At 58.5% G+C, this 11842-nt stretch carries 9 protein-coding genes; 5 read left to right on the top strand and 4 right to left on the bottom strand.

The annotated features are described in order from the left end of the window. Nucleotides 1-39 precede the first annotated feature (39 nt). From ICA16_RS12535 to ICA16_RS12520, 4 genes are all read left to right on the top strand, one after another. Nucleotides 40-939 (top strand): homocysteine S-methyltransferase family protein, encoded by a 900-nt coding sequence (locus ICA16_RS12535; RefSeq protein ID WP_210700714.1) that lies wholly within the window; start codon nt 40-42, stop codon nt 937-939. Nucleotides 940-1441: 502 nt separating this feature from the next. Then, entirely contained in the window at nt 1442-1807 is a 366-nt protein-coding gene (locus ICA16_RS12530) for a DUF6124 family protein (RefSeq protein WP_210553313.1), read from the top strand. A gap of 178 nt (nt 1808-1985) precedes the next feature. Further along, a complete protein-coding gene (locus ICA16_RS12525) occupies nt 1986-3338 on the top strand; it encodes a HipA domain-containing protein (RefSeq protein WP_210553566.1) in 1353 nt (450 codons plus the stop codon). Further along, on the top strand, nt 3335-3613 hold the full coding sequence (locus tag ICA16_RS12520; protein WP_150603600.1) for a helix-turn-helix domain-containing protein: 279 nt from the start codon (nt 3335-3337) through the stop codon (nt 3611-3613). Before ICA16_RS12525 ends, ICA16_RS12520 begins: the two co-directional genes overlap by 4 nt. Before the next feature lie 87 nt (nt 3614-3700). On the opposite strand, the gene ICA16_RS12515 is transcribed toward ICA16_RS12520, so the two are convergent. Genes ICA16_RS12515 through ICA16_RS12505 form a run of 3 tightly spaced genes read right to left on the bottom strand, consistent with a single transcriptional unit; the run spans nt 3701 to nt 5465 of the window. After that, complete coding sequence (locus ICA16_RS12515) at nt 3701-4372, bottom strand: GNAT family N-acetyltransferase (RefSeq protein WP_210700713.1); 672 nt, start codon at nt 4370-4372, stop codon at nt 3701-3703. 12 nt (nt 4373-4384) lie between these two features. After that, on the bottom strand, nt 4385-4831 hold the full coding sequence (locus ICA16_RS12510; protein ID WP_150616919.1) for a GNAT family N-acetyltransferase: 447 nt from the start codon (nt 4829-4831) through the stop codon (nt 4385-4387). A 10-nt stretch (nt 4832-4841) separates the two neighbouring features. Further along, nucleotides 4842-5465, bottom strand: a complete 624-nt coding sequence (locus ICA16_RS12505; RefSeq protein WP_210700712.1) for an FMN-binding negative transcriptional regulator — start codon at nt 5463-5465, stop codon at nt 4842-4844. 92 nt (nt 5466-5557) lie between these two features. On the opposite strand from ICA16_RS12505, the gene pdxR reads away from it, so the two are divergent. Continuing rightward, nucleotides 5558-7111, top strand: coding sequence for a MocR-like pyridoxine biosynthesis transcription factor PdxR (gene pdxR / locus ICA16_RS12500; protein WP_210700711.1), 1554 nt, complete (start codon nt 5558-5560; stop codon nt 7109-7111). Here the strand turns inward: pdxR and ICA16_RS12495 are convergent. Continuing rightward, nucleotides 7068-11705: a dermonecrotic toxin domain-containing protein gene (locus ICA16_RS12495; RefSeq protein WP_210700710.1), complete on the bottom strand. Its 4638-nt coding sequence runs from the start codon at nt 11703-11705 to the stop codon at nt 7068-7070. The genes pdxR and ICA16_RS12495 overlap by 44 nt on opposite strands. Nucleotides 11706-11842: the final 137 nt, after the last annotated feature.

The following is an 11842-nucleotide window of genomic DNA, read 5'->3' as shown; positions in this document are numbered from 1 at the left end:
ATAGTGAGTTATTTTCATAAGCATATGAGTGAAAAGCATATGGGCGCAGCGAGCACGGTTATTCTTGATGGCGGCATGGGCCGTGAGTTGCAACGAGCCGGGGCGCCATTTCGGCAGCCAGAATGGTCGGCACTGGCGCTGAGCGAAGCACCGCAAGCGGTCGAGGCTGTACACGCTGCCTATATCGCCAGTGGTGCCGACGTGATCACTAGCAACAGTTATGCAGTGGTGCCGTTTCATATCGGCGAAGCGCGTTTTGCCGCTGAAGGTCAGGCTTTGGCAGCGTTGGCTGGCGAACTGGCGTGGCGTGCGGTGCAGGCATCGGGCAAAAACGTGCGGGTGGCGGGCTCGTTGCCGCCGTTGTTCGGCTCATATCGTCCTGATCTGTTTGACGCGTCCCGGGTCACGGAACTGTTGAATCCATTGGTCAACGGTCTGGCACCGCACGTTGACCTGTGGCTGGCGGAAACCCAGAGCTCGATTGTCGAGGCGCGGGCCATCCACGCCGGACTTCCGCAGGACGGCAAGCCGTTCTGGCTGTCGTTTACCTTGAAGGATGAAGACACTGACGACGTACCGCGTTTGCGTTCTGGCGAGCCTGTGGCCGAAGCGGCTGCGGTAGCAGCGGAGTTGGGCGTTGAAACATTGCTATTCAATTGCAGCCAGCCGGAAGTGATCGGCGCAGCCATTGATGCGGCGCGTGAAACCTTCGAACGTCTGGGGGTGAAGATTCACATCGGCGCGTATGCCAATGCGTTCCCGCCGCAGCCTAAAGAAGCCACGGCCAACGACGGGCTCGATCCGTTGCGCGAAGATCTCGATCCGCCGGGTTATCTGCATTGGGCGCGTGATTGGCAGCAGCGTGGTGCCAGTCACCTGGGCGGTTGCTGCGGGATCGGCCCGGAGCACATTGCGGTGCTGGCGCAGAAACTCGCTTAAGACAAAATCAAAAGATCGCAGCCTGCGGCAGCTCCTACAGGGTGTAGGAGCCAGCCCACATGACGGACGCATTGCGACTCCTTGAGCCTGTGCCTGATCGGCATGTAGGTGAAACAAGACAGATAAATCGCCAATTATTCTTGTGCGGTAAACCTCTGTCGTCGCTCTTGTTTAAAGCCTGTTGGCTTTACGTCTTGCGACCTACAAAACCTTGCGCCGCTGCCTACGCATGCACCAGAATCCGCCGGCTTGTGCGCCCTGGGCGGGCTGCGTAACTTGATCGGGTCACTGATTCCCAGTGATCGGGTTTAGCAGCCCGGCAGTTGCTCAGTCGTACGAGTCTCATCCAGTCAGGCATTTGCCTGCGCTCGATGGTGGCTGTGCGCATGGCACCTTCGGGTGCGCCGGGTTTTGGGTGACTACCGGTCTGCTAACTTGCGCACAGCTGCCACCCAATCGTTTAGCAGCGAGAAGGACGCAGCCTTACCAGAGGTTAGTCCCCATGTTCAAAGTAACGCCTAACCCGCCGGTCACAGATCCGGCATCCCCCTACGAATCGCCCGATTCAAAGAAACTTCACGAAGCCGCCGAGCGCGCCCTCGACCACTATCTCCGCCCATCGGCGGCCGACATCATGGCCACGCCTTACAAACCCAACACGCTGTACATGGCAAGTCCCGAGGCCGACAACGAGTCGCTGCTGGCAGATGCCAGTGAAACCCTCGGCTCGGCCACCGTCATCATCAACAACCATATCGCGCAGGTTGAAGGTACCCACCGCAAAACCCTGCAAGGCATCGCTCAGGTGGTGATGCTGGCAAAGCTGGCGGTTAATCGGGTGCTGGACAGGTTAGTGCCAACGGAGTGATCAACGCGCTGGCGGTGTATGCGCATGTCCGCCAGCACATGGATAGGGAAAGACGTTGTGGGTGCTTTTCTGCATTTTGTTGCAGATGTATTCGTGGCTCTCAATTAAATATGCACTATATTGCAGTTATTACGAAAAACTCTTCGCTAAAGTGCATTTAAATGCAGGTGAAAAGCGCATGTACGACCTGACATTACAGATATTCACGGCAGGGCAATGGCATGACGCGATGATTCTGAGTTTCGCTGACCCCGAAAAGGGTTTCGAAAGTCGCTGCGATTTCGGTTATCAAACCACCTATCTCTTCGATAACTTCGACGAGATAGGGTCGCCGTTCTCAAAAGCTGTGAGTGTACGGTTCCCATTGGAATGGGATAGCCGGCGATCCGCTGTGCCAGCCTTCATCCATGACATCGCTCCTGCCGGTGCGGCGAAACGTTTTCTTCTCGCTCGCGTGGGGCAAGAAAAACCCGCAGGCATCAGCGCCGATCTTTATCTGTTGGGTCGAAGTACAGCGGCACCGATCGGCAACATGCGGATAAAGGAGTCTGCCGAATCTGTGGATGAGCGAGAGCCCATTGGGTTTCAGCGTCAGGACGTGATCCTGCGTGACAACCGGTTTCTCGAGTACGCCTATGAACTGGGTGCCGCCATTGGCGGTGCGACGGGGGCGGGGGGGGAAGCACCGAAGCTTCTGTTGGCAGAGGACAAGTCCGGTCTCCTGTTCCCCGACGCAGTCCTTGAGGATTCAGACGTCAGTCAGCACTGGTTTGTGAAATTTGCCCGCAACAAAGGTAACCGGACCGATCAGGACATTTTGCGAAGTGAGTTCCACTACTACAGAGCCCTTCAGACGTTAGGCATCGAAACGGTCGCATCACAGGGGCTGGCACTGGAAGAGGCGACCAAACCCAGCTTGTGGATGCAGCGTTTTGACCGTCGGGTAACCGCTCAAGGTGTTGAGCGTTACGCAGTCGAATCGATTTATTCGCTGGCTAACGTGACAACACCAGGCAGCGCGATGGACCATTTGGACGTGATTCGCATGCTTGCCGGTCTTTGGCGTGAGGCAGGGCAAGCGAATCAGATTCCCGATCTGGTGGCGGACTACTTGCGTCGGGATCTGATCAACAAAATTCTCGGTAACTCGGATAACCATGGCCGCAATACCGCGATTATTCGTGGGATAAGTTCGTTTCGGCTTGCTCCAATTTATGATTTGGCGCCGATGGTCATGGACGATGAAGGCATTACCCGGACGACAAAGTGGCCGAAAGCGTTGGAAAGAGCGGGTGATGTCGATTGGCGAGGTGTTTGTCGCGCATTGTCTGATATTGCTGATCCGGATGACCCCTTGGCTGCTTTGGCTGGCGCGCCGGATTTGTTCGAGCGTCTGCGTCAGGACGCACATCGCCTCGCGGCGCTTCCCGATATTTTGACTGAGAGCGGCTTGCCGGACCGAACCATGAATCACCCAGGCATTGCATTGAAAAATCTGGAGCAACGATTGAAAGAGTGGGACCTGAAATGAGCCTGACCGTTGCCGAACGCACTGTGCTTATTGAAAACATACGAGAAGCGCTGGCGCAGGGAACGCTTGAGATCGGCGAAGCCGTTCGCCGCTTGCGTATGGAAGTGACGGGTTTGCACCAAACCCAGTTTGCGAAAATGTGCAAAATTTCTGTTCGCACGTTGGTGCATATCGAACACGGTGAGGGTAATCAAACGCTGAAATCGTTGAACGCCGTGTTTCGTCCGTTTGGGATGAAGATGGGCGTTGTGCGAATTCGGCGAGATATCAGTTAAAGATCAAAAGATCGCAGCCTGCGGCAGCTCCTGCATTTTTTCCCGTGTAGGAGCTGCCGAAGGCTGCGATCTTTTGCTTTTAAAGGCTCAAGTACGGCACTCGACCAAACCCTTCACCTGCCCCGATGCGGTTTGGTTTTCATCACTCAACCAGCGCTCGAACCCCACCGCAATCGCCGGCCATTCCGAATCCAAAATCGAGTACCACGCCGTGTCGCGGTTCTGGCCCTTGACCACCATGTGCTGGCGGAACACGCCTTCGAAGCTGAAGCCCAGGCGTTCAGCGGCGTATTTGGAGCGGGCGTTACCGTTGTTGCACTTCCATTCCAGGCGACGGTAGCCCAGATCAAAGGAGTGCTTGGCCAACAGGTAAACAGCCTCGGTGCTTTTTGGCGAACGCTGCATTGGCGCGCCGAAGCTAACGTGGCCGATTTCGATACGGCCATGGGCCGGGACAATCGACATCAGGCTGAGCATGCCTTGTACCTGGCCGCTGGCGCGGTCGATGACGCTGAAGAAATACGGATCGCTGCTGGCCGCGTGATTGTTCAGCCAGTCGTTGAAGACGCTGCGCTCGGGAAACGGGCCGTAGGGCAAGTAATCCCAGAGTCTCGGGTCGGCGCCGGGGCCTTCGAGGGCATTGAACAGGTCGTCGCCATGGCGCGCCGGGTTGAGCCTTTCCAGGCGGATGAAGCGGCCTTCGAGCAACGTGGTAGTTGGCGCGGGCACGCCTTTCCAGTCGGCAGGTGAGGTGGTCATGAGCGCGTCTCCTTAAAGGGCTTTGCGAAACTGGATGAAGCCTGGGCGTTCGGCGATGCGCTCGTAGAGCTGGATCGCCGTGGCGTTGGATTCGTGGGTCAGCCAATGGACTTTGCAGCAGCCGTCAGCCTTGGCGGTCGCGTAGACGTGCTCGATCAACTGGCGACCGACGCCGGTGCCGCGGGTTTCAGGCGCCACCAGCAAGTCTTGCAGATAGCAGGAGTTTTCGATGCTCCAGTTCGAGCGATGGTAGATGTAATGCACCATGCCCAGCGCTTTACCGTCAGCCCAGGCGAGGGCGGCGTGCGTCGGTTCGCTCGGGTCGAGGAAGCGCTGCCAGGTACTGTTCGTCACCGCCTCCGGCAGTTCGGTGTTGTAGAAGCGCAGGTACGCTTGCCACAGCGGCAGCCAGGCGGCGTGGTCGTCGGCGTTGACCTGACGGATCTCGATCTGACTCATGGTGATTTCCTTAGCGCATCAATTGGGCGAGGGTTTGATCATTGATCTCGGGACTGGCGGCCAGCCCCTCGCGCACGCCGGCAATGTCTTCGGCGCTGCGGTTCTGACTGAGCTTGCGCTTGCCTTCCAGGCGGTCGATGGGAATGGCGAAACCGACGATGGCCTTGAGCATGCTGTCGATGTAATCGGCGGGCGCGTCGGCGACCGACCAAGGCTGTGCGCGGCCAGCCTCATGGCGGTCGGTGAGGGTGCTGACGATGTCGAGCAGCCGTCCGCCATCGCTGAAGGTCTCGGCGTGGCCGTAGGCGTGCACGGCGATGTAGTTCCAGGTCGGCACGACTTTGCCGTGCTCGGCCTTGCTCGGATAAAAGCCCGGGCTGACATAGGCATCCGGCCCGGCAAAAATCAGCATCGCTTCGGCGCCGTCGCGCAGGTCCTTCCACTGCGGGTTGGCCCTGGCCAAGTGCCCGTAAAGCGTGCCGTATTCACCTTGCTCGCAATGCAGCAGCACCGGCACATGGCTGGCTTGCAGACCGTTTTCGCCGTGGGTCACCAGGATGGCGAGGCGAGTGGCGAGGATCAGTTCGTGAAGTTGGGACAGCTCATCGATGGCAAAGGCGCGCGGCGTGTACATGGAGAGATTTTCCTTGGCGAATGCCTGCATCCTAGGCAGGCTATTGGTCTGTTGTAAGAGCCATTGATGACCAATTTCATAGGTCCATTGTCATGCCTGAATCGTCCACGTTGTCCATGCCCTTCAACCCGGCGGGAATCGAGCTTGATCGCCGTCAGGGCTTGAGCCGTCAGCTTTATCAGGCGCTGCGCCTGCGGGTGTTGGACGGGCGGCTCGCTAGCGGTACGCGCTTGCCGGCCAGCCGTGATCTGGCCGCAGCGCTGGCGATTTCCCGCAACAGTGTGGTTCGCGCCTACGATCAACTCTATGCCGAAGGCTTTATTGAAGGGCGGGTGGGCGATGGTACTTACGTGGCGCAACTGCCCCGAGACCAGCTCAAGGCAAAAAAACTATCCACAAAAGTATCCACAGGGTTTTCAACAGGCTTACCCACAGCCTTATCCACAAATTTGGCAAATTCCACTGTAATTTCATCCAGTAAAGTTATCCACAGCGGTGCTTTTCAGCGGTTGGAGTACAACCATTTACCCACGCCTCCCACGGGTCCGCCACGGGCATTTCGGGTCGGCGTGCCGGCCTTCGATCTGTTTCCGTTTGACGTCTGGGCCAAGCTCAACGGGGCTTTCTGGCGAAAACCGGATCTTCAGCAGATGTGCTACGGCGACCCGGCCGGCGATGCGCGTCTGCGCAGCCTGATTGCGGCCTATCTGCGCAGTTCGCGAGGGATGCAGTGCTCGGCTGAGCAAATTGTGATCACCAGTGGCGCGCAGCAGGCCATTAGCCTTTGTGCACAGCTGCTGGTGGAGCCTGGCGATGGCGTTGCGATCGAAAATCCGGGGTACCGTGCGGCCGGCCACGCATTCGCTGTGGCGGGTGGCCTTCTGCGCGGGATTGGCGTGGACGAGGAGGGCATGGATTGCTCGGCACTGTCGGCCGCCAGTGATTGTCGCGTGGCCTACGTGACGCCCTCGCATCAATACCCGACAGGCGTGGTGATGAGCCTGGCGCGGCGTCTTGAATTGCTCGCCTGGGCTGAACGGACTCAAGGCTGGATCGTCGAGGATGACTACGATGGCGAGTACCGTTACACCGGCGCGCCATTGGCTCCCTTGGCGGCACTCGATCGACAGGGCCGCGTGCTGTATGTCGGCACTTTCGGCAAGGTTGCATTTCCGGCGTTGCGCCTCGGTTATCTGGTGTTGCCACCGGCGCTGGTGCCAGCGTTCTCGCAACGCCGGGCGGTGGACGTCCGGCATTCCGAGGTGAGCACGCAAGCGGTGATGGCCGAGTTCATGGCGGCCGGGCATTTCCAGCGGCACATCCGCCGGATGCGTCGCGCCGCGTTAAACCGGCGCAATACGTTGCTCGATGGCTGGCCAATGGCAATCCCCGGCGTCGGTGACCTGCCGGCGGTGTCTGCCGGGCTGCACCTGACAGTGAGGGTGGAGAGCATCGAGCGTGAGCAGCAACTGATCGAGCAAGCCGCCGGCGTGGAGGTGGAAATCAGCGGCTTGAGCCATTACTGGTTGCCGGACTCCGTGACTCCCCAGGATCAGCGCGCCGGACTGGTCCTGGGGTTTGCCGCCGTGCCTGAACCGGCGATCAGAGCGGCGTTGGCACGCTTACGCCAGGCGTGGCAGTTGTGAAGAACAGACTCTGAGCCAATGTACTGCCGATTTCGCTGCGATAAATCGCGGTGAGCTCCTGATTGCTGGCGCCCAGGGTGGTGAAGGCACCACCCAGGCGCTGCTGCGCCACCGTTTTCAGGTGTCCTGCGGTAAACAGGTTGACCGCGTCGTCGACGTGGGCGTAGTGGAAATGCGCGTACCACAGCACTTTATTGGTCTTCGCATCGCTGACCGCATATTCGTCGAGAAAGTCTTTGGCCTGACTCTTGAGCCTGCGCCGGGTGACGGTTTGCGATATCCGCACCTCATTCTTGCTGTTCAGCCACTGCACGCCAGCCTCCGTCGGCGGTTGTCGCTTGATGAGGCGGATACGTTCACTGGTACCTTTTTCATATAGGTCCTGTGCCGATGCAGACAAGCTGTGGCTGAGCGTCGGATTTGCCGGGTTGGTGGTTTCATTGCCGGCGGTCAATGCTTGATCGATCGCTTCACTGGCGTTGCGCAGGCGGGTGGCTTGCCGATGGTAGATTTCCTCAACCTCGACCGGAATCCGTTGCGCTCGTTCGATGTAAGCCTCGGTGTGTCGGTTGAATTCTGCCAACCCGTCGAGCAGCGCCTGACCTGCCGCAGTGCTTTGCTTGAGGGTCATTTTGGGCTTGGGCACCGGCACAGGCGCCGGCTCTGTCGAGGTGATATGTTCGACCCATTCACCTGGCGACTTCTCATGGAAGGTCGCGATCACCCCGGTCAGCTCACCGCGCACTTCCACCAGATGGGTATCTTTGCCATCTGTGCTCGCCTTGCGCTCACCGACCTGCGTGCCTTTGAATTTAGTATGGATGATCCGCCGATTCGATGCCGGTCTGGACGGGCCAGACTGTGGTCCCAGCAGGTGTTTATTGCGCAGCAGGTCGGCCAGTCGTTCAGCGGTTCGCTTTTTGAACTCGATCACCCGCGTTCGGACCTTCTTGAGACGCTCGGTCTGAAGTTGCTCGGCAAACTCGAGGGCGAAATCGTCAAAGCGTTGCTCCACTGCGCCAAACTGCTTGGAGATGTTGTTCAGGGCTTTGAGGCGGTCGCGCAGGTCGTCGAGGCTTTCGTCGTCGATCAGGTTCAGCGAACTCTGAGCATTCAGATCGGCATCTTCAATGAGCAGCTCCAGTGCTTCCTGCGCTTTGGCATCGATCGCTGCCGAGCCCGGCTTGACGCAGATTTCCTTGCCGAGAAAGATTTGCAAAAGCTTCAGGTTGTTCAGATCGTAGTCGGGCAGTTTTTGTCGATATTCGTTAAGAATTGCCACGGCGCCTTTGCCGAGCCGTTCCAGTTCGGCAAACCGGGTATGGGCAGACTCGATTTTTTCGATAATGGCCTGACATTGATCGGTCAGATTTTCACAGGTCTGGATAAACGCCGGCCGGTCGGTATTGGTGGGGCTGCCAAACCTCTCTATCGCCATTGCCGTGGCCACGTCGGCTGCCTGGACCCTGCTGTGCAGGGCGAGCCACTCCTGCCCGAAGAACAGCTGCATCTGCAGGTTTTGAATCATGCTCTTGCGATAGCTGGGTGATGCCTCGACGATTTGCAGTGCCTTGATTTTCTCGATGTTCGCGCCGTATTCCTTGTGCTGCGAATCGAGTTCGATGAGATAGAGGCGGGTCAGTTCTGCGCGGTTCACGTCGTTGGCCGCCATCAGGTTCGAGTGAGCTTTCTGGAGATCGCTCAACCGGGTCTCCATGGTTTCTTCGAATGTGGAAATATCTTTGTTCAGTTGGTCCGCTTGCTCGCGTCGCCTTTTTTTCTCCACTTCGCGGCGAGCGCTCAAGCCGCCACCACGCAGGCGTAATCGCAGGTCGGGCACCCATTCACCGCCGGCGGTGCAGGTCAAAAATGGACCTGCGGCTGGCGGTTGCACACGCGAGTCGATGATTTGTACGTGTTCATGTTCCGTGATCTGCACCTGGAACCAGCGTTGACCGACTGGCGCGTACCATTTGCCTTCATGGGCATAGAGGTGTTGATGCCGCCCTTCGACAGCTGCCACACCGATACCCTGCGGTTTGGCGGTTTTCAGACGGTCCAGCAATGCTGCAAGTCCAGCGGGCGAGCGTTTCAGAGCCGCGAAATGGTTGACCGAGGAAGCGTGGGCGGTGGGAATCTCGGCCAGGGTGAGATCAGGTAAGCGCACTGTCTTTACGGGCTCGGGAGTGGGTAACGATGGCTTCGAAACTTCCTCTTCAATCAGGCTGATAGCTTCTAACGGTTTTTCCTCTGCCAGCGTGTTGATTGCTTCGATCGGTTTGTGGCCGACCGCTGCACGATGGGCGAGTGCCATGCCCAGCGCCAGCAGAATATCGGCAATCGCCGACCAGGCGATCTTGTCCGACTCATTGGCCACGTCGGTGACTTCCTGCAGGTCGTCCATGATCTGCCAGATCCAGGCCGCTGCTCCCAGGCTGCGTCCCAGAAACGGTAGTGCGGCATTGAAGAGCATCCAGCCGCCGCGCTTGAGCGTCGCCCAGCGGCCTTCTGCATTGGAAACCGATTGCCGGTCAGCCTGGGTAATGAGCGCCTGCACGTTGGTTTTGTGCAGGGTTGCCAGGGTATCGGTTTCGATGATTTCGCTGCCCAGAGCGACGGGCCCCGTCATATCAATGGCGTTGCTCGGGTGCACAATCAGTTCCGGAATAATCCACGCCGAGGGCAGCTCGCCAGTAAATACGTATTGGCTGTAATTGAGCCGTACGCTATCCGGGAGCCAGGCCAGGACCGATTCGCGCAGTGCCCGCCCATGCCTGATCGCGTATAGCAGGTTTGTCGGCCCCGGGTATTGAATCAGTACTTTTTCGAACAGTGGCCGATAGAGCAGGCACGGTCCCTTTTCCGACTGACGCGGACCGATGACGAACATGTTGACCACGGTATCGGCGTGGGCACTGCTACGGTGAGCAACGAACGCCAGAGGCCGGATGACGATCTCTTCCCCGTCGACCCGCCGTTCCGAGGGATTGCTGCTCAAGGCCGCAACGACATAGCGGTAACCCTGTTCAGTGATTCCCGCTTCGCCAAGGATCTTGCGTTGCAGTGCCAGTAGCGGCAACTCGACAGGCAACTGACTGGTGTAGAGATCTCGCAGGGCGGGCGCCTGGGTCGCGTCGTCGACCAGTTGTTTTTTCAGGTAGGCGGGGTAGGTGCTGCCGATATCGACTGTTGTTACCAGTTTTTCCAGGTAAGCAGCGCTCATCCAGGCGGGGAGTGCGCTGCCATCCTTGTAGCGCACGGATTTATTGCCCAGGGGCAGGCCCGCGAGGTTTTGCAGGGCGAGTTCAGGAAGCGACATGGTGAGGGTCTGAGTGGTGAACGGCACCACGAAGGTGCCCCAGATCACCAGGCTGACGATGGTCAACTCGATGTCGTCGATCTTCACGTCGGTCGCTTTCGGGTGATCTTTGAGGATCTGCTTGGTCAGCGCTTCACGGGTGAACGTGTGCAGGTCTTTGACTTCGCTCTGAAACGACTTGCCATTGTTTTCATGCTGCACCACCGTCAGATCCAGCAAGTGTCGGCTGTAGCACGTCTGATCAGCGGGTGAGGCAGTGTCCAGCCACTCGGGCAGCATGGGCCGCAACTGATCGATGTGCGGCTTGAGGCGCGCAGGCGGCTGCTGATGATTACCTTCCGTGCCAGGGTGGGGATAGAACCTGCTGACGGGCGAGTCTTTAAAGAAATCGAGCTTACCCACGGCGTCGGCTTCAATCGCAACCAGTGTGCAGGCCATGTGGTCGAAGAAGTTGCCTTCGGGCTCGACCAACCGCCAGCTCAGACCATCACCGGCGGCCTCATCCCGATATCTTTGTGGCAAGGCCTTGCCAATATCGTCCACCGAGTTGAAACGCCGGAAGCCTCGACCCACCGAATGCGTAATGATCAGCGTGCGCTCTGCGAGCGTCCCGATCAGCACGCTGGTGGTGAGCAACGTCAGGTGTTTGGGGGCTTCTCCTTTTTCGCGATCAAGGTCAATCAGGTATGCGCATGTCTTGTACTTGTCCGCGGCTCGATCTTTCTTGTCCGGGTGGTTGAAGACGGCGAGGGCCATGGCTTGTTCATCGGCAGTCCAGTCCAGGCTGGCCGGTACATTCCACAGGTTGCGCAAGGCATCCGACAGCTCATACCAGCGAGGTTGATCCGCAGATCTGTTTTTATTCCAGTACTCGATCTGCTGTTCTTTGAACGCAACAAACAGCAGCGGCGCGAGCTCGTTGATCAGGCTGGCGATGGCACCGATCTTCACCGGCAAGTGGATGGCCAGCGTGACGTATGGTTGAAGAGTCAGGAAGTGTTCTTCGTCGAGGTACGTCACTGTCGTACCGGACAGGCCGAGCCGCACCAGCACATCGGTAAGCGACTCGATTTTATCAACGCCAGCGATGACATGCTTACCGCTGATGACCCAGGTCGGCGTCACGACCATGGCCAGTTGCGGGTCGATGTCCAGATGCGGGTAAAGCGTCTTGAGTGCCGGACGCAATGCCGCTGTTGCGACTTCTCGCAGTGAAGGGCCGGTGACCAGTTGGGTCAGTACATCAACCGAACTGGGTGGGGATATTTCGGGCATGGGCAATACCTGCTTTGACTGTTGGGGCGCACCGGGAGCGGTGGCTGGTCAGAGCAAGGTAGGGATCGCGTTGCAGCGGCGTGCGGTACATACATCTGGCGAGCAAAAAAGACCCGCGTGGGCGGGTCGATCGGGTT

This window comes from Pseudomonas anatoliensis, assembly GCF_017976235.1.
Lineage (GTDB): Bacteria > Pseudomonadota > Gammaproteobacteria > Pseudomonadales > Pseudomonadaceae > Aquipseudomonas > Aquipseudomonas anatoliensis.
Note: the sequence above shows the minus strand (reverse complement) of the source record. Positions and strands in the feature narration are given on the sequence as shown.

Excerpts from the sequence above, each read along its gene's own strand:
- ICA16_RS12535 (WP_210700714.1), top strand. The coding sequence starts at position 40 with ATGGGCGCAGCGAGCACGGTTATTCTTGATGGCGGCATGGGCCGTGAG.
- ICA16_RS12530 (WP_210553313.1), top strand. The coding sequence starts at position 1,442 with ATGTTCAAAGTAACGCCTAACCCGCCGGTCACAGATCCGGCATCCCCC.
- ICA16_RS12525 (WP_210553566.1), top strand. The coding sequence starts at position 1,986 with ATGTACGACCTGACATTACAGATATTCACGGCAGGGCAATGGCATGAC.
- ICA16_RS12520 (WP_150603600.1), top strand. The coding sequence starts at position 3,335 with ATGAGCCTGACCGTTGCCGAACGCACTGTGCTTATTGAAAACATACGA.
- ICA16_RS12515 (WP_210700713.1), bottom strand. The coding sequence starts at position 4,372 with ATGACCACCTCACCTGCCGACTGGAAAGGCGTGCCCGCGCCAACTACC.
- ICA16_RS12510 (WP_150616919.1), bottom strand. The coding sequence starts at position 4,831 with ATGAGTCAGATCGAGATCCGTCAGGTCAACGCCGACGACCACGCCGCC.
- ICA16_RS12505 (WP_210700712.1), bottom strand. The coding sequence starts at position 5,465 with ATGTACACGCCGCGCGCCTTTGCCATCGATGAGCTGTCCCAACTTCAC.
- pdxR (WP_210700711.1), top strand. The coding sequence starts at position 5,558 with ATGCCTGAATCGTCCACGTTGTCCATGCCCTTCAACCCGGCGGGAATC.
- ICA16_RS12495 (WP_210700710.1), bottom strand. The coding sequence starts at position 11,705 with ATGCCCGAAATATCCCCACCCAGTTCGGTTGATGTACTGACCCAACTG.